Source organism: Eubacterium sp. SB2 (assembly GCF_001244405.1).
GTDB classification, from domain to species: domain Bacteria; phylum Bacillota; class Clostridia; order Lachnospirales; family Lachnospiraceae; genus Faecalicatena; species Faecalicatena contortus_B.
Genome location: NZ_LN865151.1, coordinates 17,900 through 38,942, shown reverse-complemented (window position 1 = coordinate 38,942; position 21,043 = coordinate 17,900). Strand labels below are relative to the sequence as shown.

The 21,043-nt window shown below is 46.6% G+C and carries 17 protein-coding genes; 3 read left to right on the top strand and 14 right to left on the bottom strand.

Annotated features, from left to right (window positions below; translation table 11 throughout):
- Nucleotides 1-6: 6 nt before the first annotated feature.
- Nucleotides 7-1,368: an ABC transporter substrate-binding protein gene (locus tag BN1938_RS05000; protein WP_050639554.1), complete on the bottom strand. Its 1,362-nt coding sequence runs from the start codon at nucleotides 1,366-1,368 to the stop codon at nucleotides 7-9.
- A gap of 345 nt (nucleotides 1,369-1,713) precedes the next feature.
- The gene (locus BN1938_RS04995) at nucleotides 1,714-3,966 is read right to left on the bottom strand and encodes a glycogen/starch/alpha-glucan phosphorylase (RefSeq protein WP_050639553.1); all 2,253 of its coding nucleotides are present in this window, start codon (nucleotides 3,964-3,966) and stop codon (nucleotides 1,714-1,716) included.
- Nucleotides 3,967-4,170: 204 nt separating this feature from the next.
- Here BN1938_RS04995 and BN1938_RS04990 point away from each other — a divergent pair, with 204 nt between their 5' ends.
- A complete protein-coding gene (locus BN1938_RS04990; RefSeq protein ID WP_050639552.1) occupies nucleotides 4,171-5,055 on the top strand; it encodes an AraC family transcriptional regulator in 885 nt (294 codons plus the stop codon).
- Nucleotides 5,056-5,085: 30 nt separating this feature from the next.
- Here the strand turns inward: BN1938_RS04990 and BN1938_RS04985 are convergent, their stop codons facing one another.
- The 4 genes from BN1938_RS04985 to BN1938_RS04970 all read right to left on the bottom strand — a co-directional run bounded on the left by BN1938_RS04985 (nucleotide 5,086) and on the right by BN1938_RS04970 (nucleotide 8,418).
- On the bottom strand, nucleotides 5,086-5,916 hold the full coding sequence (locus BN1938_RS04985) for a PHP-associated domain-containing protein (RefSeq protein WP_050639551.1): 831 nt from the start codon (nucleotides 5,914-5,916) through the stop codon (nucleotides 5,086-5,088).
- 151 nt (nucleotides 5,917-6,067) lie between these two features.
- A complete protein-coding gene (locus BN1938_RS04980) occupies nucleotides 6,068-6,271 on the bottom strand; it encodes a hypothetical protein (protein WP_050639550.1) in 204 nt (67 codons plus the stop codon).
- A 131-nt stretch (nucleotides 6,272-6,402) separates the two neighbouring features.
- Nucleotides 6,403-7,386 (bottom strand): ABC-2 transporter permease, encoded by a 984-nt coding sequence (locus BN1938_RS04975; protein ID WP_050639549.1) that lies wholly within the window; start codon nucleotides 7,384-7,386, stop codon nucleotides 6,403-6,405.
- 30 nt (nucleotides 7,387-7,416) lie between these two features.
- On the bottom strand, nucleotides 7,417-8,418 hold the full coding sequence (locus BN1938_RS04970) for a helix-turn-helix transcriptional regulator (RefSeq protein ID WP_050639548.1): 1,002 nt from the start codon (nucleotides 8,416-8,418) through the stop codon (nucleotides 7,417-7,419).
- 704 nt (nucleotides 8,419-9,122) lie between these two features.
- On the opposite strand from BN1938_RS04970, the gene asnA reads away from it, so the two are divergent.
- Nucleotides 9,123-10,133, top strand: a complete 1,011-nt coding sequence (asnA, locus tag BN1938_RS04965) for an aspartate--ammonia ligase (protein WP_050639547.1) — start codon at nucleotides 9,123-9,125, stop codon at nucleotides 10,131-10,133.
- A gap of 52 nt (nucleotides 10,134-10,185) precedes the next feature.
- Here asnA and BN1938_RS04960 read toward each other — a convergent pair whose 3' ends face one another.
- From BN1938_RS04960 to BN1938_RS04925, 6 genes are all read right to left on the bottom strand, one after another.
- Entirely contained in the window at nucleotides 10,186-10,797 is a 612-nt protein-coding gene (locus BN1938_RS04960; RefSeq protein WP_242843808.1) for a C39 family peptidase, read from the bottom strand.
- Nucleotides 10,790-12,319, bottom strand: coding sequence for a Na+/H+ antiporter NhaC family protein (locus BN1938_RS04955; protein WP_050639546.1), 1,530 nt, complete (start codon nucleotides 12,317-12,319; stop codon nucleotides 10,790-10,792). Before BN1938_RS04955 ends, BN1938_RS04960 begins: the two co-directional genes overlap by 8 nt.
- 1,198 nt (nucleotides 12,320-13,517) lie before the next feature.
- Complete coding sequence (locus tag BN1938_RS04940; protein ID WP_050639543.1) at nucleotides 13,518-14,393, bottom strand: ribokinase; 876 nt, start codon at nucleotides 14,391-14,393, stop codon at nucleotides 13,518-13,520.
- Between the two features lie 123 nt (nucleotides 14,394-14,516).
- Nucleotides 14,517-15,722: a DUF6070 family protein gene (locus tag BN1938_RS04935; RefSeq protein WP_050639542.1), complete on the bottom strand. Its 1,206-nt coding sequence runs from the start codon at nucleotides 15,720-15,722 to the stop codon at nucleotides 14,517-14,519.
- Between the two features lie 114 nt (nucleotides 15,723-15,836).
- Entirely contained in the window at nucleotides 15,837-17,078 is a 1,242-nt protein-coding gene (locus tag BN1938_RS04930; protein WP_050639541.1) for a DUF6070 family protein, read from the bottom strand.
- Nucleotides 17,079-17,239: 161 nt separating this feature from the next.
- Entirely contained in the window at nucleotides 17,240-17,803 is a 564-nt protein-coding gene (locus tag BN1938_RS04925; RefSeq protein WP_050639540.1) for a DUF305 domain-containing protein, read from the bottom strand.
- A gap of 193 nt (nucleotides 17,804-17,996) precedes the next feature.
- On the opposite strand from BN1938_RS04925, the gene BN1938_RS04920 reads away from it, so the two are divergent.
- The gene (locus tag BN1938_RS04920; RefSeq protein ID WP_050639539.1) at nucleotides 17,997-18,920 is read left to right on the top strand and encodes a LysR family transcriptional regulator; all 924 of its coding nucleotides are present in this window, start codon (nucleotides 17,997-17,999) and stop codon (nucleotides 18,918-18,920) included.
- Between the two features lie 16 nt (nucleotides 18,921-18,936).
- Here the strand turns inward: BN1938_RS04920 and metF are convergent, their stop codons facing one another.
- The gene (metF, locus tag BN1938_RS04915) at nucleotides 18,937-19,800 is read right to left on the bottom strand and encodes a methylenetetrahydrofolate reductase [NAD(P)H] (protein ID WP_050639538.1); all 864 of its coding nucleotides are present in this window, start codon (nucleotides 19,798-19,800) and stop codon (nucleotides 18,937-18,939) included.
- A gap of 132 nt (nucleotides 19,801-19,932) precedes the next feature.
- The gene (locus BN1938_RS04910; protein ID WP_050639537.1) at nucleotides 19,933-21,042 is read right to left on the bottom strand and encodes a sensor histidine kinase; all 1,110 of its coding nucleotides are present in this window, start codon (nucleotides 21,040-21,042) and stop codon (nucleotides 19,933-19,935) included.
- Nucleotide 21,043 lies beyond the last annotated feature (1 nt).

Genomic DNA, 21,043 nt, shown 5'->3' with positions numbered 1-21,043 from the left:
TTTTCTTTATTCAGCTGTTGCTTCTTTTTCTGCTTTCCAGTCTTCGATACAATCTGTCACGACTGTATTCCATTCCTTATTGCCTGACGCATATTCCAGGAGTGATGCCCCAAGGTTGTCTTTGAATGTCTGGCTCGGGAATGTCTGGAAGTCCCAGGATACACTTGTCAGGTCGGGATTCTCCATATAGCGGATCACTTCCTGTGCCAGCGGGTCGGTCGGCTTCTGGTCGTCCTCAAAGGTGTTGAACGGTGTGATAAATCCCAGTTCATTTGTTACTTTGTCCTTGCCTTCATCTGAACTGAACAGCCACTGGATGAAGTCCAGAGACGCCTTCTGGTCTGCCTCAGAAGCCTCGCTGTTGATGCAGAAATAGTTCTCGCCGCCTACGCATAAGCCCTGTTTCTCTTCTCCTTTGATGCCTGTATAAATCGGAAGATATTTAATCTTATCTTCTTTTACCGTATTACCGTCAACGCCGCTGATGTCTCCCCAGGCCCAGTTACCGTTCTGCACCATCGCTGCTTTTCCAAGCGCAAATTCAGCCATGGAATCAGAAACGGTCTTAGAACCCAACATAGCCGGCTCTGTAACGGAATTATTCAGATAAAGATCAAAAATATTCTTGAACTCTTCGTTATATTCAAAAGTAATCTCTTTCTCATCTTTCACCTTTTTATCCTGGTACTCATAATAGATCGGAAGGTTCATCAGATGTGTCTGCCATCTCCAGTCCTCGCCGGGTGCAAAGGATGTGGAAGCAAATACGCCTTCAATTCCCAGCTGGTCTTTCTTGGCTGTCATGTCCTCGGTCACTTCTTTTAACTTCTCAAAATTGTTGATCTCTTCGATGGAGGAGGCCTTCGCGCCTTCCAGGGCAAAGTATTTATCCATAATCTCTTCATTGTAGATGATGCCGTATCCTTCCACCGCGTATGGAATACCGTATACGCCTCCGTCTTCTCCCTTAATGGCCATGTCCTTGTCATTCAGCCAGGAATACAGCTCTGTGTCGGACAGATCCATGCAGTAGTCCTTCCAGTTCTGGTATCCCACCGGTCCATTGACCTGGAACAGCGTGGGGGCATCCTTCTTTGCAATCTCGGACTTCAGCGTCTGCTCATAGGTCCCGGAAGCCGCAGTCTGCACTTTTACCTGCACTCCGGTCTCCTCCGTATATGCTTTGGCAACTGCTTCCCACTGTTCTGCCTGCTCCGGCTTAAAGCTTAAATAATAGACAGAACCTTTATCATCTTTTTTGGATGAATCAGAGGATGCGGAATCTGTTTTATTGCTCCCGCATCCGGCTAAAAGGCCTGCAGTCATCGCAGCTGCCAGTGCTGCTGATAAAAACTTTTTCATCTTCATACTTACTTCTCCTTTTCTGAATAAACTTTTTCTTGTTTCCTTATGTTTTGGAATCGTTGTCGGTATCGATCTCGGTAACGTTTCCAATCCTGGTATTAAATATACACCTGCCACATCATAATTGCAATCCCAGAATTAAGATTCTGTAATTTCTCACAGTTTTTTCTTACGTATTTTGTGCAATTTGTACAGGTGTATTGAGATTCGGGACGGGCCTCCGCCGCAAGGCTCCGCCCCCAACTGTCTTCTTGTTATAACATCGCTTTGCGGTGCACTGTGCCCCCAGTCATTAGAGCAGATACGGTGCAATGCCAGGCTGTTTTCTGAAGCCAGTATTATACCTTTTTATAGTTTCCAGATATCTCTATTATATTCCTCTATTGTCCTGTCTGAGGAGAAATATCCCGCCTTTGCAATATTTACCAGCATCTTCTTCGCCCACTCGGTCCTGTTCTCATAGGCTTTGAGCGCTTCCTCTTTTTTCTTCACATACTCTTTGAAGTCCAGAAGCGTCATGAACCAGTCCTTGCTCATCAGTTCTTTCTGCAGGCGCTTTAAGTTTTCCTCATTCCCCACCGCCAGCATTTTTTTGCTGGTGATAAAGTCCACGGCCGCCTTGATATCCTTATCTTTTTCATAGAAATCCCGGGACACATAGTCTGCCTTTGCATAGTGTTCAATGACTTCATCGCTGGATGCTCCGAATACAAAGATATTATCATCTCCCACCAGCTCATGGATTTCCACATTAGCCCCGTCTTCCGTGCCCAGTGTAACAGCTCCGTTCAGCATGAACTTCATATTACCGGTGCCGCTGGCCTCCTTGGATGCCAGGGAAATCTGCTCGGAAATATCACAGGCAGGGATCAGTTTTTCCGCTTTCGTCACGTTATAATTTTCTACCATAACCACCTGGAGATAAGGGCTTACCTCTTTATCCTTGTTGATGATCTCCTGCAGACATAAAATCATATGGATGATATCCTTTGCAATTACATAGGCCGGCGCGGCTTTTGCCCCGAAGATGACGGTAATCGGAGTGGACGGCCGTCTGCCCGCTTTGATTTCCAGATATTTATGGATCACATACAGGGCATTCATTTGCTGGCGCTTGTATTCGTGGAGACGTTTTACCTGGATATCAAAGATAGAATCCGGATTCAGTTCAAGCCCCTGGGTATCTCTCAGATAACCGCAGAGAACCTTCTTATTCTCCTTCTTTATTTCCAGGAGACGGCTCAGTACATTCTTATCCCCGCGGTAATTCATCAGCTTTTCCAGCTGTTTTGCATCAGAACGGTATCCCGTACCCACGATAAAATCAAGCATTTCGGTAAGCTGCGGATTGCAGTGAAGCAGCCATCTTCTGAATGTAATTCCGTTCGTTTTATTATTGAATTTTTCCGGATAAATCTTATAAAAATGATTCAGCTCATTGTCTTTGAGAATCTCCGTGTGCAGAGATGCAACCCCATTCACACTGAATCCGTAATGGATATCGATATGAGCCATATGGACCGTATCATTTCTGTCTATAACAGCCACGCTCTCATCTGCATACTTTCTTCTCACCTTATCGTCCAGCACTTCGATGATGGGAACCAGCTGGGGCACCACCTTTTTCAGATAATCCACCGGCCATTTCTCCAGTGCCTCTGCCAAAATTGTATGGTTCGTGTAGGCACAGGTGCGTGAAACAACATCGATGGCCTCATCCATCTCCAGCCCCCGCTCCATAAGCAGCCGGATCAGCTCCGGAATTACCATTGTCGGATGCGTATCGTTGATCTGTATGACCGCGTAATCCGGCAGGTCATAGAGTCTGCAGCCTTTTGCCACACATTCATCCAGAATAAGCCTTGCACCGTTGCTGACCATAAAATACTGCTGATAAATCCGCAGCAGGCGTCCATCCTCATCACTGTCGTCCGGATATAAAAACAGAGTCAGATTCCTGGCGATGTCCTTCTTATCAAATTCAATCCCCTCCTCCACAATACTCTCATCTACAGTCTCTACATCAAAGAGATGCAGCTTATTTGTGATATTGTTGTATCCCGTAACTTCGATATCATACATTCTGGAATTCAGGGTCATTCCCCTAAAGCTGACCGGATAGGACACATCCGTTTTAGTCAGCCAACTCTGCTTCTCAATCCATGGATTCGGGGTCTCTTTCTGCAGTTCCTCCTTAAACTCCTGTTTAAACAGGCCGAAATGATAATTCAGGCCAATTCCGTCCCCGTTCAGCCCCAGTGTAGCGATCGAGTCCAGAAAACAGGCCGCCAGCCTTCCAAGTCCCCCATTTCCCAGGGATGGCTCAGACTCTATTTCTTCGATCTCACAGATGTCTCTGCCGTTTCCCGCGAGAACATCCCGGACCTCATTGTAGATACCCAGATTGATCATATTGTTGGAGAGTAATTTTCCAATTAAAAATTCAGCAGAAATATAATAGAGCTTCTTTTTGCCGCCGTTTTTCTCTTTTTGCCGGGCCATTTCCTGCACGATCTCCAGAAGTGCGAAATAGATCTCCTCGTTAGAAGCTTCTGAAATCCCTTTCCCCAGCTTCTGTGTCATTGTATCCTGTATACTCATAATATTACTCCTTTCATAAAAACTCTAATTGGCCTTACATTAAGTCTATGTCAGAAACAGTCCAGGAAGGCCTGAACTGTCATCTATGTTATGCATTTTAATACGATTCCTGTTCATTTTCTTGCAAAATACTCTTAAATTATAGTACAATACTATCATTCTTTTATAACTCACCTACATTGCTACAGAAAGCGAGGCACCGTTTTGAATCTCACGGAGTACCAGAATTACCATGAAACCAAATCCCATACAAATGCTGATTTTCCTTATAATACTTATCTATGTTCCATTCCGCTTGATTTTATACAAGTTCCGCTCCACTGGCACGAAGAAATTGAGTTTATTGTTATAAAAAAAGGACAGGGCCTGGTATCTGTTAACCTTCAGACCCGGGAAATAACCGCCGGAGATATCGTCTTCATCCTTCCCGGCCAGCTCCACTCGATCCGGCAGAAAGACGGATGCAGCATGGAGTACGAAAATATTCTGTTTAAGCCTGCGCTGCTGGTGTCAGATAGCAGCGATCTTTGTACCACACAGTTTCTGCAGCCTCTGCTGAGTGCAGAACGTGCCGTCCTCACCTTCCTCACCCCCTCCTGTTTAGCATATGCGGATCTTGCCGGCTGCATCAGCCATATTGATGACTTATGCGCCGCCCGGCCGGAGGGATACCAGCTGGCGGTGAAAGGATATCTCTTCCAGTTCTTTTTTCTGCTGGTCTCCTCACAGACAAACAGAGATTCCGCCGCAAAAATCAAGGCGAAATCTCTGGAAAAATTAAAAACGATTTTGAAATATGTTGAAGAACACTATGCCGATACGATCACGATAGCGGATATGGCCGCCCTAACTTTTTACAGCAAATCCCACTTTATGAAATTCTTTAAGGGCCACATGGATATGGGGTTCACAGAATATCTGAACGACTACCGCCTCAGCATGGCCGCCCGGCTGCTTGCCGCCTCCGGCTTATCTGTACTGGAGATTGCCACAAGGACGGGTTTTGACAATCTCTCCTACTTTAACCGGCTTTTTAAACGCAAATATGGGCAGACCCCCAGAGAATACAGAAAGGCCCTAACAGATTAGGTAAACCTGAACTGTCACAAAAGCTGCCGTTTATGACAGCTTTTGTTCTCCTGTATAGTACATTTCAATCGGATCTATGGGATCGATGGGGTTCTCTACCTCCATCTTCTCTTTCCTTCCGTGGCGTTTGAGAAGTTCTCCGCCTTTGTTGTAAAACCAGAAAGAGTAGACAAGCACTTTATTGACCTTCCCGATCCGGTCTTTTGTCGTCTTCTCATACAGCGTTCCTCCGGTCTCCAGCTTTGTCTTTTTATGGATCATGGAGATCAGTTCCGTCTCACAGTTCACCGGCTCGGGCAGAATGGTATAGGCCCGTCCCACACAGCCCGGCTTATGGGAATCGCTTCCACCTACCGTAACCTTGCCATACTTTTCGGCCAGCTTCCGGGCACCTGCATTGGATGCCTCGGATTCACAGGAATTAAATACTTCCACAAAATCAAAACGCTTCATCACTTCCGGGTTCGTATAAAATCTCTTTGTATTCGTAATGCTCAGATACTTCTCGCCGCATGGGTGCGCAGGCCCGAGAATCCCGCCGTTGCGGTGCACCAGGTCGATCAGGACGGATACGGGCATGCCGCGCATCTCCAGCAGTCTCATCTTAACCCCCTCCGGCATGATAACCAGGATGTGTCCGGCATCCCTTGTGTCATACTCGATTCCCTTCAGTACAATAAAATCGGTATGGATCTTCCCCTTCATGTGATGTTTCCAGTAGCGGTATCCCTTATAAGTATTGTGATCTGTCACCACCATACCCTGAAACCCTTTGCTCTTTAGAATCGTAATGTATTCATCCAAGCTTACTTTGCTGTCTATAGAACCTTCCTTTACATGGCAGTGCATATCAATCTTCATAAGTAAGCCCCCTTTTTTAGTTTATATATTTATATGTATTATACAACTTTGTCAGAGGGCTGGCAATAAATTCACAGTCTTTTCATCTGCCGCATTTTTTACCGTCATGTGCTTTCCTTTATTTCAGGGGGTTTACGATTTAGGTTTATATTTATTTAATATTCTGTCCATTTTCCTGCCGTTCTATCTTTCCAACTATATCCACTATGGCCAGGATACTTCCGATCCATCCAAATATATAAACATATCCCGGAACCTGAACCTCGGTAAAACAATATAATACGGCCATAATCAACAGTACAGCCGCTCCGATTCCCATGACAGCTCCGCTCAGCAATGATTTTCTTAATGACATAAAAACACACCTCTCTCTCATATGAATCCATCATATCAGAAAGGGTGTGTCATAAAACGGACTTTACTTTTTTATTTCAAATCATTTTACAATAATTTTAAACTATTGTAATTGGAACTAAAAGTATATTATTATCTCATTGTCTCTTTATCATCGTCCAGATCCAGAATAGTAATATCATCATCCAGGTCTCCGTCCAAATACTCCTCATCACCAGGAAGATCCTCGTTGTCCAGATACTCTTCCTCATCCAGCAGATCATCGTCTTCCATAAATTCTTCTTCATTCAGGAACGCTTCGTCTGCCTCTGCTTCGTTCTCTGCCTCCACAGCCGCTTTACTGGCAGCAGCCCCTGCTGCAGCTGCCGCACCGGCAGCAGGATTCTTCTTTTTGACAGGCTCTGCACTGTCCAGATTGTCGATCATTGCCCTTGCCTTGTCCACTTCATTGGCAGTAGAATGCTTTTTCCTTATCTCTTCCGCTTTTTTCAGATGAAGTCTTTTGCGCTTTTTGGATTCCAGTAAGAACTGTACGATCACACCCAGAATAACCAGAACCGCAATCGCCGCAATCCGCACAATCTCATTTTCCAGAGGAAGCAGCCCATAGACCGCCTGTCCCGCAGTAAATCCGCCGAACAGTGAAGTAACTACCATCGTGACCGGCTCCGCGAACTTCAGGGTAATCAATCCGATCACCAGGCCGATTCCAACACAAACAAGCGTATAGATCCAATCCGCCGGCTGTATAAAGTAGGCACTGGCCACGGTTCCCAGGAACCACCCGACAACAAAGACCCCCGCCAGATAAAACCGCGCTCCCAGAACCGCCAGAATAATACCTGCAACAAGGCCTATAATCCAGGCAATATTATCACTGACGTTAAAGTAATAGGCCGCATAAGTACCGCCTGTCACTCCGATCACCAGGCCAAAGAAAGCAGCCCAGAAACGGACCATCTTCAGCCCAAAGAAACAGAAGAGCAGGCCAATAGCTGCAAACACGGCCAGAGTAATCATATCCTCCGGCGTCAGGTTCCGCCCCTTCGTTGTCAATGCCGTCAGGCCGCCGTTGATCTCGACCTGCAGTCGTTGAAATATTAAGTTTACTTCCATTTTGTAAATCTCCTTATCCCTTGTTAATATTTACCTTTGTTCCCCGCTGTCATATACCTCCGAGATCTCCCGCAGCAGAGTCAGATATGCATCCGCCACATGTGCCGGTGAAAGAATCCTTACATCCTTCCCAAGTCCCGTCAGCCATCCAAAAAACGGATCGCTCACCGCCACTTCGACCCTGGCGATAAAATGCTGCTCACCATCCGGCCTCACAGATACATCTTTCCCAAATCTGTCAATGACAACACCTATGTATTTATTATGAAATCTGATACGTAAGGTCTCCTCCTCCCCACCAAACATACCAAATGTTTTTTTCGCATAATGGGCCAGATCAAACCGGCCAAACTCCTCCCTGCCGGACCTTGGCTCCTCCAAAAGCTCGATCTCCAGCATCTTATCCACTCTGAAATGCTTCAGCATCCCCGCATCCATATCGAATCCGATGAGATAATAATTCTCGTCATCCCACGTCAGCGCCCACGGACTGACCTGATAGGGGCTGCCGTCCTTCTTCAGACGGATGGTTTTGTCAATCGTCCACTCAAAATACTTGAAAAGAATCTGCTGGTTCGAAGCAATTGCCGCGTGCAGCTTGTCTATATTATAATAGATACTTTCATTCATCGCCTTGATCCTGTTGGTTACCACGACCTGGCGCTGCAGCTGTTTCGCCTCATGGCGGCTGGCCAGCCCTTCAATCTTGTGGATCAGGCTGTGTGATTTCTTCTCAGTGATAAATCTGGAGGACTGGACTGCATCTACTAAAAGTTTCAGCTCTGCCAGTTCAAATTCATGTCCTGCCAGATAGTAGCCTTCCGGCCGCTCCTTTCTGTACGCAATGTCCAGGCCAAACCTTTTCAGCGATTCTATATCACTGTACAGGCTCTTTCTCTCTGTCCGGATTCCATACTCTCCAAGCTTTTCCTCCAGCTGTTTTCTTGATAATGGATGATCTGCATCTGTTTCTTCCAGAAACAGCCTCATCAGATACAGGATTTTCTCCTTTTGGTTGCAAGATTTTGCCATAATATTCTCCCCTGTATAATCCCACATTTTAGGGTATGTTTGAAAATTCATTGCCGCAAAAGCCACTCCATTTTGCAACCATGAATCTTAAACACGTCCAAACCTGTACCTATCTTATTTTAACAACATTCCTTAAAATATACAATATAAAGATGGATGCTAACCTAATAATGATTAACACCCATCTCTATTCTGATATCTCTATCATTCTTTTTTTACCTCTTTCTCTATCTTTTGATAGGGTTTGGTTTTTAAATTAAGTATGCTGGCGGACCGTACCTCCTATTCTTAGACTTCCTTACCGGACTTAGATTCTCTGATCTTCTCTCCCTGATGGATTTTACTTCTCTCATAACTTTCTCGTCATTATGATAATTTCTCCATCTCTCTTTTCTAACCATTCACTGTGATCCGATAAGCTAAAACTGTATTGAGCTTTCATTTACGAAGAATTTTCCTCTTGTTTTACAAGATTACTTCTTCTTTTTAAATGATTGTTCAATCAGTTTTATTCTTGTTATAATAATAACATTTATCTCTTTTATTGTCAACATATTTTTAGTTATTTGTCATATAATCTTCCAATTATCTGTTAATTTATCATTCTTCACTCCTCATTGACTTCTTTATCATGAGAATGTAGAATAGGAATATCGGATTTTCAATAATATTAATGTATAGAAAATAACAAAGGAGTTTATATTATGGAACAATTGACAATTCCCCAGGGGTACCGCTCTCCCCTTACCATACGGGAAACCGAAGTCGCCATCAAGGAAATAAAAGACCATTTCGAGCGTTCACTGGCAAAGTCACTTCATTTAACCCGTGTGTCCGCACCGCTTTTTGTCCGCCCCGAATCCGGGCTGAATGACAACTTAAACGGCGTGGAACGTCCCGTTTCCTTCGGAATCAGGGAACAGGAGGATGCCCCCGCTGAGATCGTGCATTCTCTTGCAAAATGGAAAAGGTATGCACTGAAGCATTATGATTTTCATTCCGGAGAAGGGTTATACACGGATATGAGCGCGATCCGCAGGGATGAGGATACCGATAACATCCACTCCCTCTATGTGGACCAGTGGGACTGGGAAAAAATCATCTCGAAAGAAGAACGCAATACGGAAACGCTGGAATATACAGTTCGCAAAGTATACGGCGCATTGAAGGAGACAGAAGATTTCATTTCCAGGCGCTATAATTACATAGAGCCCCTGCTGCCGGATGATATTTACTTCATAACAGCCCAGGAGCTGGAAGAGATGTATCCGGGCAAGCCGCCGAAAGAAAGAGAACATTTGATCGCCAAGGCTAAAAAAGCCGTGTTTATTTCCCAGATCGGAAAGACACTGGCTTCCGGCCAAAAGCATGACGGCCGTGCCCCGGATTATGATGACTGGGAACTGAACGGGGATATCATCGTCTACTATCCGGTACTGGATATCGGTCTGGAACTTTCCTCCATGGGAATCCGTGTCGATGAGGACGCTTTGAGAAAGCAGTTAAAGCTTGCAGGCTGTGAAGATCGGGCCGAACTTTCTTTTCAGAAGGCGCTCCTTGCCGGAGAGCTTCCCTATACCGTGGGCGGCGGAATTGGGCAGTCCCGAATCTGTATGTATTATCTGCGCAAGGCCCACATCGGAGAGGTACAGTCTTCCATCTGGCCCGAAGATGTGCTGAACCTGGCTTTGGAGAACGGAATACAGCTTTTATAATTAGGAACAGGAGGGAATCTGAAGGCATACGCCGCAGATTCCCTCCTGTTTTCTATTCTACTCTCACTTTCCTAAGCCCCACAGCCATTGAATGCTGTGCCGCATGACGATCCTCCACTACATCTTTTGCATAGCGGATCACCCCATTATTTTCATAGGGATCATTAAAATAATATCCTTCCTCATCATAACCTACCAGCAGCATACAGTGCTCGTTGGATATCCAGGTAAACTCGCTGCCGCAGCCCCTTAGCTTCCAGCATGGGCCGGTAATTGGTTCACGCATGTTGATACATGCCCAGAAAACAACGGGCATTCCCTGGTCAATGTACATTTTCAGCAGTTGCTCAATCGGTGTCCCTGTCTCATCTATGACTTCGTAGGAATCTCCAACCGCTTTCTCCAGTGCATTTTTGATGACCGGCGCATAACAGCCAAAGGATTCTTCGTCATAAGGGCTTCCACAGAAGCATTCGTTAGGATTTGGTCCGTAAAGCTCTCCATCCTGCTCTTCCAGCTTCCCAAGCTCCAGATATTTTTCAATAAACTCGTCCACAGTTATAGAATACCCCAGATACTGGAGCAGCATAACTGCTGATACACTCTCACACCCTGTCGGGTATTTGACACTTTGGTCTATGTAAGGTACCTCAAGTTTAATCATCTGCATTCACCACATCGCATTTCGGCGTAAACTTTTTCATGAGTGACAAAACAATAAACAGAATTGCAAGGCTCAGCAACAACGTAATCCACCATACCTTTACAAATCCGGCAATAATATAACCAACCACGCAAACGATTGCAACAACCATCGCATACTGCATCTGCGTCGATACGTGATTGATATGATTGCTCTGTGCCCCCGCCGAGGACATAACTGTCGTATCTGAGATCGGAGAAATATGGTCGCCGCACACTGCGCCTGCCAGAACTGCAGATACAGCAATAACCATCATTTCCATATTATTAGCGGAAGAGAACATGGCAACAACGATCGGTACAAGGATTGCAAAAGTTCCCCAAGAAGTTCCCGTGGAAAATGCCAGGAAGATTGCCACTGCAAACATAATTGCCGGGATTGCCACGCTTGCGGATGCATTCGCCCCTACAATACCTCCTACAAAATCAGCAATACCAAGCGCATCGCCCATTCCTTTCAGAGACCATGCAAAAATCAGAATTGCAACAGCCGGAATCATCAGCTTGAACCCTTCCACAAAGCTGTCCATAAAGCCTCTGAATGTGATAACCTTTCGCGGCAGATATAAAAGAAGCATAAATATAATGGTTAACATGGTGGCAAAGATCAGGCTTGTCTCCGCATCACATCCCGCAAATGCATCGACTACGCCCGTGGCGCCGCCCTGAAAACCGGTAAATATCATAGCCCCTATGGCCGAAATAATCAATACTACCACGGGAAGTACAAGATCGATAACCCTTCCCTTTGCAGAAGAAGTCTCCTCCTTAATCTGATCAAATTCTTCCGCTCCTGTGGTAAACAGATCCCCTTTTGCCGCATTGTCCTCATGTTTCTTCATTAGGCCGAAATCAAAACCTGAGATGATAATAAAGAACACCATGGCAATCGTCAGCAATGCATATAAATTGTAAGGTATCGTTCTTAAGAACAACTGGAAACCTGTGATACCAGCATCCTCAGGAACATAAGAATTTACTGCTGCAGCCCAGCTTGAAATCGGAGCGATAATACAGACCGGCGCCGCTGTGGCATCAATGATATACGCCAGCTTAGCCCTGGAAACTTTATACCTGTCCGTTACCGGCCTCATAACAGAACCAACGGTCAGGCAGTTAAAATAATCGTCCACGAAAATCAGAAGACCCAGGCCCGATGTCGCAAGAAGCGCACTCTTCTTCGTCTTAATCTTGCTCCCCGCCCAGTTTCCATAGGCGGCAGACCCTCCTGATTTCGCCATCAATACGATAATCATACCAAGCAGTACATCGAATATCAGAATATTCAGATTCATACTGCTCTTCATGATATCAAAAAATGCAACAAAAGAATCCCACGGCTGGAACCCGGTATACAGCAGCGCTCCCACCGCAACACCGATGAATAATGAGCTGTAAACCTCTTTTGTTACAAAAGCCAGAATAATGGCTAAAAGCGGCGGTACCAAAGACCACCATGTTCCGATAAACATTGAACCGTCCATAAATCAACCTCTCTCTCATTTTTATTCCTGTATCTTATTCCAAAGTTTTGCTCCTGCACCGCCCACAAGGTATAAATAACGGGATGTTCCTGTGGATACCTGATTCTGCAGTTCTGCTGAAGGCCCGTCCGCATGGCGCCAGGTGCGGGGTATCTCCATGGATACTTCACCGCACAGCCTCTCTCCCGGAAATATGTATGGCAGGCGTTCTCCGGGGCGAAAAAACGGGAAAATACAGATATGGACGCGTCTGCTTTTGCCGACACTATACTTATTTTATCGAATTAACGCGCAGAATACAATCTTTTTTTGTAATTTGTGCGGGGGCGCTAAGTGAAAGGCGGGCCTGGTTCCCGCGGCGGGGAGGTGTGTGCCATTTCAATATCCTGTCCGCTTGCGAAGAATCCGTAAGTGAAAAAACAGGAAACTTGGAGGGTGCTTGCCGCAGTTGGCCCGAATGCCGATGCATTCGCGCCGCCGGCGGCAACAGAATTTGTTTTGGTAAAACAAATTCTGCCCTCCAAGTTTCCTGTTTTTTCACTAACGGATTCTAACGCGCGCTCTATGGAGTTTGAAATGGCACACACCTCCCCGCCGCGGGAACCAGGCCCGCCTTTCACTTAGCTTGACGCATCCAATCGGTAGGAAAAGATCTCCCTGCCGGATGGGGCTTCTGGACGAGAGCAACGGATGCTGGTTGTAGGGGCCGGGCTGCATGAAAGGGGGAGTTTATCGGAATATAGCGTGCCCAGCAGTAACTCCTCTATTTTACTTCCTATGGGGGTATCGTATGCCCTTATCCAACTCCATCCGCTGCCCCGTCAGGTTGCCTCCATGGAGCGGGTTTTCCTGCGCCTTGATGAACGCAGCCTGTCTGTAACGGTACTCCTGCCGCAGCCCGGGAAACTTTCCTGCCCCTTTTGACGGCATAGAATGCGCCGTAGTATCACTAGATAAAAACCACACCGGATTGGGAGGCTAAATGCTGCTTCCGAAGCAGCATTTAAGGCGGCCTGAGCCGCGCAATTCATCAGAATTGCGGGGTGAATGCCGCCGGTGCCTCCCAATCCGGTGTGGTTTTTATCTAGTGATACTTGGCAAATGGGCTGCCGTCAGAAGGGGCAGGAAAGTTTCCCGGGCTGCGGCAGGAGTGCCGTTACAGACAGGCGACCTCTCAGCCGCTAATACCGCCTCCCCCTTAAACCACCACCTCTGCGCGTGCCGGGATGGAGGCAGCTGCCCCCGCCCTGGATACCGCGATTGAGGATGCTTTTGCCGCGAGTTTCAGCCCCTCGGACGGTTCCATTTTTTCTATGATGGATGTGATGAAATATCCGGTGAAGGTATCTCCGGCTGCGGTGGTGTCCACTGCTTTTACGGGGAAGATTGCCTGACGGCAGATGCTGTCACCGTCCTGGTAAACTGCGCCGTCGCCTCCGAGTGTGAGCACGGTTTTTACTGTGGGATACCGTTCTCTCAGCTCCTGCAGGATCTCTTCCGGCTCCTGCTTTCCTGTTACCTGTGCTCCTTCTATTTCGTTCATAAGGAACATGGACACTTTGGAATAGTCGCAGGTATCCAGGGCGCTGTTATATGGAGATGGATTCAAAATGATCATCATCTGTTTTGCATAGGCCTGGTCAATCATGTAGTCTACAAGGTTCACCTCATTCTGCAGCAATAGGATGTCCCCTTTGTCAAAATGTCCGAGTACTGTATCTATGTATTCTTTTGTCATCTTCTGGTTTGATCCGCCGTACAGGAGGATGCAGTTCTGGCCGTTTTTGTCTACCTGGATTATAGTATGTCCGCACGGCCCCTCCAGTTTTTGGATAAAGTCTGTGTGCACGCCCGCTTCTCTGCAGGTATCAATCAGAATCTCTCCGCCGTCTCCTACAAGTCCGGCATGATATACTTCTGCACCTGCCCTTGCAAGCGCGATGGACTGATTAAGCCCCTTGCCCCCGCAAAATGTCTCCATTCCATAAGAACTCAGCGTTTCACCTGGTAACACCATATGGTCAACCGAATAAACGTAGTCCAGATTTAAAGAACCTAAATTTAATACCTTCATGACTCCCTCACTTTCTTTGCCGGACTCCCGCCCGCCAATTTATTTCAGTATTTTACATATACAGATTATTATACAAAATCCGGCCCGCAAGTACAAGGACAGATATCCGAATATCCTATTATCTTATTCTCCTTTCCTTTTTATATATGGAGGGATTTTTTGATCCGGAGTTGGAAGGATGTGATTCGATACGTATTGAAACTTTTCATCTCTTTCCGGGCGTACAGTCACCTCATGTGTAAAGGCACAATCCGTATTTTCGTCTTCCCAGACGGCCTCCACTTTTAACGTAAGGGTGCCGTCCCCATTATCTCTGTATGAGGTCGTCTCCGGAACCGGCAGAATACAGGAAGGAAAGTCTCCCATACCGCGCACTTTCCACTTATAGCTCCCTTCATCTGCATCAAATGCTGACATGATTAGCAGTACCGCTTCATCTACCCGGAACCAGGGCTGCATCACTTCCGCAAATTCCTGCTGCGTTACACGTATTTCATCATCGTGTGCATCGGCCCGGCGGCCATGTTCTATCTCGTAAAGTTTTTCATACAAATCTTCAAAACTGAGTTCACCATAATCATTTTCTGACCAGTCTGTTAAAAACAGATTGTTGTCCTCATACCCTATCGGCAGAATGTATTTTCTGTTCAACTCCCGGCATTCCTGATCCAACGGTTCTATCCGCACTGCATGATGGCCGGTTGGACCGTCATAGCCCGGAGGCTGGTATTTTTCAAATAATAAATAACCTTTCTCTGTATAATTCCATGTACAGGCCGTAAATGTATCCAGATAAGAGGCAGCAGATGTGCCGTTTACCCAGGATACGGCATACCGATCTATCTTAAGTTCTTTTTTACCGGACTTAAGGCTGTACCAGATCAGGCCTCCGTCATCCAGCAGGCGCAGCAGGACTTTATCTCCGGCTTCCCCCTGTACCGCACGGGTACAGAAGTCTTGCATAGATTTAAAATTGTACATGTCCAGTTGATTGTCCCAATCCACGGCAGAATATCCAGCATCTCCAAGCTTTTTTAAGATCTTATCCTTCGTTGCCAGACTGTCCAGTGCCTGGCTGCTCCGTGCTTCCCTGTATATTTTTTCATACAGGCCGGCAGCATTTTCTGCCTCACGGAGAATCTCTTTGTCTTCCAGTTTCTTCCGGCCGTCTGGTTTTTCAGTTGTATCGTGCGTATCCACACCGGACTGAATCGGACTGCCTTCCAGGGCCGGCTCCATCTGTCCCTGACAGCCGGATAAGGAAAGTATAAAACCTGCCAATATAAACAGCCCACTTCTGCAGCATTTTTTTATTCTATTCTTTTTCATTATGCCTGCTCCTTTTTGTATCCACCCTGAGTATATCTAACGTGCAAGATTTCAGTTCCCGCCGCTATAGAAAGACATGCCGCAGTTTAAGCAAAATCAGCCTATTTTTTCCTTTTACTTATAGTCCATCCTTGGTATGTAGTCAGGAATCCTGTCTTTTCCGGCCTCCAGGATATGATTGCTCACATACTTCATATGTCCGCTTTCATCAGGCTTCATCGTCACTTCATGTGTAAATGCGGCGTCCTGCCCCTCCAGAATATATACTGCATCCACCACCAATGTCACCGTACCGCCCGGTTCATGCCTGACCTCTACAACCTCAGGTTCCTGTTGCGATTGATGCGACGTATTCCATAGTCCCACAGCCGTCCAGTCATAGCTTTTCTCTTCTTCATGATATCCCGGCATCTGCTGCAGCTTCTCCGCTGATATCGGTAACCAGGATGTTATTACGCTCTCATACAGTGCAGCAGGTACCTTTCCCGGACTCTGCCGGTCATCGTAGACCTGCCCGTATTCCATCTCATATAAGGTATCAAATATATCATTGAACACAAGCTTATCCATGGTCTCCTCATCCCATTCCGTCAGGAAAAGATTGCTTGTTTTATATTTTACCGGCTCAATATATTTTCTGCAGTACTCCCTGCATTCCTCTGTAAGGGGCAGTACACGGTACATGCTGTGCATGTCCAGTTCATGGTTTTTGGACTTCGCTTTCTCCAGCATAAGCCAGCCCTTTTCCGTATATCTCCAGTCATACATCCGAACCTTTTCCATATAGGAAATGTTCGCATCCCTGCCTTTTTCCCACGCTGCCGAAGCATAGGTCATCACCAGCTCACCTGCATCAAATTCCAACTGCCTCCACTCAAATGTCCCGCTTTTGGTGACAGTAAAAAACTCCGTTGATACTGACTTTCCCTGCTCTGCCTGCCTCAGCGCTTCATCCAAAGCTTCTGCGCCCTGCATATTAAAGTCATTGGAACTGCATGCCGAAGCATATCCCTGGCCGGCAAGGCAGACTGCCAGCCGGTGCATATCCTCCTCCTTCAGCACAACATTATCTGCACTGCCCTTATCCACACTTTGGTAAATATCACCGCAGCCTGCCACTGCCTGCAGGACCGTCTCACGTATCCTGCTCTTCTCTTCTTCGCCCATCGTAATCAGGACCGGTTCCATATTCTCCGTGCTCTCCCGCTCATCCGGGCGAAGCATTCTTACATCAATCGTCTCTTCCTCCCCAGAATCCGGTTCCCGTTGTGCTTTTCCCATGCCCCAGACCAGCATAATGCCCGCAAAGGCTAATATCACCATTATAAAAATAACAGCCGCTCTTCTTCTCCCCATGCCGCCTCCTTAATCTTACAATTGTAGGATTTCATAATTTTACACCTCTGTCCTGCAAAAGTCAAGAGCAGCATAAAAGGGAGATTCCAAGATACGCGGCATGGTCTGACAGTAACCATATAATCCCCGCGGCCGGAATCCCCCTTTACACTTTGTTAAATTCAGATACATCGGAGCAGCCGCTCCATCTTATTTACACCCTCCCGCTGTGATGTTATGATTGCCTGCAGGATGGGAACCAGCTCCGGACAGATATCGAAGCGAAGTACATTCTGAGACATTTGAATCGCGCCCTGGTGGTGCGGGATCATTTCACGCATGAAATCAGCATTGATGTTATTGGCTGCACAGGCATTTTCCATTTGGCTGAACATCGTCTGCGTAATCTGCTGAAAGGCATTTTGATATAAGCATATATCCTGCTGTGAATTCTGCACTTTACTGCAGCACTGAAGTATATTCTGCATATTCCCGATGCTTTTTGTCTGTTCTTCTATGATATTTAGGGCAATGTCCTGTAACGGCACGCAAGTGGTATACTGCAGCAGATTATGTGACATTTCAATTGCTGCTCTGTGGTGCGGAATCATCTGAACGATGAAGTTATGCGAAAGACTGTCCGTAAGCGCTGCTCCTGTCATATTCTCAATCATTTCCTCCAATATCCCGTAAAAGCAGCAGAGGTATGATTTTGTAACATTACTGAATCTTTGCTGATCCTGCATAATTTATTCTCCTCTATGATGGCCTGATCTCGTTCACTTATGCTATTTTATGCGTAAGAACACAGTTTGGTTCCGGAGGCTCAACATATGTGATTCTGTAAAAATGATTCAGGAGCCCCAGCCACCGGCATAGCGGACTCCCTTGTGTTTTCCTTCATTATGTTTTAGAATATTCTCAATATGAGGTGATATTATGACAATTCAACAGTTAAAATACATAATTAAGATTGTAGAATGCGGTTCCATTACGGAAGCCGCACGGCAGCTTTTTATTTCGCAGCCCAGTCTGTCTGCTGCCGTGAAAGAACTGGAACAGGAATATGGCATCGAGATATTTTACCGCACGCCTAAAGGGATCTCTTTATCCGCAGACGGCACGGAGTTTCTCTCCTATGCACGGCAGATTATCGAACAAACGGAATTGATGGAATTAAGATATACAGACAGGAAGCCGGCTAAGCAGCTCTGCTCCGTATCCACGCAGCATTATGCATTTGCAGTCAACGCTTTTGTTCATCTGATTGCGTCCCTGGATGCGGAGGAATATGAATTTACACTGCGTGAGACGAGAACTTATGAGATTATCGAGGATGTAGCCAATTACCGGAGTGAGGTAGGTGTTCTTTATTTCAGTGACTTCAATCAAAAAGTATTGCAGAAACTGCTCAGGGAAAACCAGCTGGAATTTACACCGCTTTTTCATGCCCACCCCCATGTATTTGTCAGCGCTGCCCATCCGCTTGCTAAAGCAGAAGAGGTCACTTTGGAAGACCTGGAGCCCTATCCTTTCCTGACATTTGAACAGGGAACATACAACTCCTTCTATTTTTCGGAAGAGATACTAAGTACAGAACCCCGCCGGAAAATCATCCATGTCAGCGACAGGGCAACTCTGTTCAACCTGCTGATCGGACTCAACGGCTATACGATCTGTACCGGCGTGCTGAGCAGTGATTTAAACGGTGATCATATCGTTTCTGTCAAATTAAAAACCGGGGAAATCATGCGTGTCGGCCTCATCACAAACAAGAAGGCGCCCTTAAGCTCTGCCGCCAAAAAATATATCGCAGAGTTAAAAAAACTGATCGGGGAATACGGATATCCTGTGCTGCAGTAGCCGCTGTATCTTCTTTCTATGCTGCAAGCACCCGGTGTACCGCTTCATATATCTTTGCGGCTATGTAAGGATTATTCATGGTATACAAATGAATCCCGTCGACGCCCTGTGCCGTCAGATCTATGATCTGGTCTGCCGCGTAGGCGATACCCGCATCGCGCATTGCTTCCGGATTATGCTCGTAGCGCTCCATCATTGCGGTAAACTTGCGGGGCAGATGCACACCGCACAGCGATACCATGCGCTCGATCTGTTTTTTATTGACAACCGGCATGATTCCGGCTTGTATTGGTACATGGATTCCGGCCAGAGAACATCTTTCCCTGAATCTGTAAAAATAATCATTGTCAAAAAACAGCTGTGTGATCAGCTGATCTGCACCGGCATCTACTTTTGTTTTCAGGTTACGGATGTCCGCTGCAATATTTTCTGATTCTGTGTGCCCCTCCGGATAACAGGCCGCTATCACGTTCAAGCTGCAGCGTTCCCGGATGAAAGCGATCAGCTCGCCGGCATACCGGAAGTCTCCGCTCATCTCTTCGTCCTTTGGGATATCGCCCCGAAGAGCCAGTATATTTTCTATCCCTGCCTCCTTAAAATGCCGGATCTGCGATAAGACATCCTCTTTGCTCAGGCCAATACACGGCAGATGCGCCACACTCTCGATGTGGTAATTATTCTTAACGGCCGATGCGATCTCAAGAGTTGCCTTGCAGTTCTCGCTCCCTCCCGCCCCATACGTAACACTGATAAAATCCGGATGCAGCTTCTGCAATTCCTCAAGGGTACTGTATATGGTGTCTACTGCCCCCGTCCGTTTCGGTGGAAAAACCTCAAAAGACAAAACGGTATGTTCTTTAAATATTTCTGTTGTTTTCATGGCTGATTTTCCTTTCCCTAGTAGTGTGAAAAGAGTATAGCATGAAAAGAATGTTATCAGGTAATATGCATTTTATATAGATTGGCATAGAAAATAACTATGGTCAATCGTTTTCCGGCTCTTTCCCCGGACTCACAGCAGGATCTCCGCCGTCGTCCCATCCGCCTCAGATGATCTATAAAACAATTTCCAGCCATGCACGCCGGCAATGTCATGACAAAGACTGATGCCAAACCCATGCCGGTCTGTATAAGATGCCGGAGTCCCCTGGCTTCTGTTCATCCATTTCAGCTTCTTTCCACTGACTGCCTGACCGTCATTCCACACAGTGATTCGGTAAGCATCCGCACTGACTCTCACCTGACTGCCCCCGGCGGCCGCATTCTGGATCAGATTTTCCAGCATACACCGCACCAGTGTCCTGTCGCCCTGCACGAAATCCCGTGTGCATTTCACCTCAATGTATGGATACAGACTCTGAATATCATTTAACATACGGGCCAGATCTATCTTCTGCATCAGAACCCTGCCTTCCCGCACGCCGCCCATAATCAGCAGCTTTTCGACGATATCATTCATTTCCCGCGCACTTTGTTCCATCTGCTGTGCCGCAAAAAAACGATCCTCTTCGCTTAGATTTCCAAGCATCAGGTACTGCGCATACCCCTGGATTCCCGTGAGCGGAGTCCTTAACTCGTGGGCGATCCGGCTGACGGGCCGGTTGATCCTCTTCATCGTAAAGTACAGCATTCCCCCCACAACTGCAGACAGAAGTATCCCCATCCCAGCCATGAAAAGCGCACGCCGCTGCTGATTCTGCTGCAGGGGAGCCATACTTTCCATATATGCAATTTTTGTGACCGATCCCGCATTTTCCAGCCTGTCCTGAATCAGTACATAGGAGATGTTCTGATGCTCGATGATCTGTACAGGTTTATCGTTCGGCAGATCCGCCGGCAAAAGGTCTGCTTTGATTCTCCCATCCTGCTCCACTCTCAGTTTCACACCCGAGAGCATATAACTCCGAAACACCGACGACAGATTGATTCGTGATGTTTCACCTTCATCAGTCTGGATTTCCCGCAGAAAGAGTGCAATTCCCTTTTCTTCTGAAACGGCCCGGGATATCCACTGCTCCAGCTCATTCCTGTAGAGAAGGCCGTGGAGAAGAAGCAGGCTTCCGTAGATAATAAGCAGGAACATCAGAAATGTAATCAGAAAGTTTTTCTTCCATAACTGCATG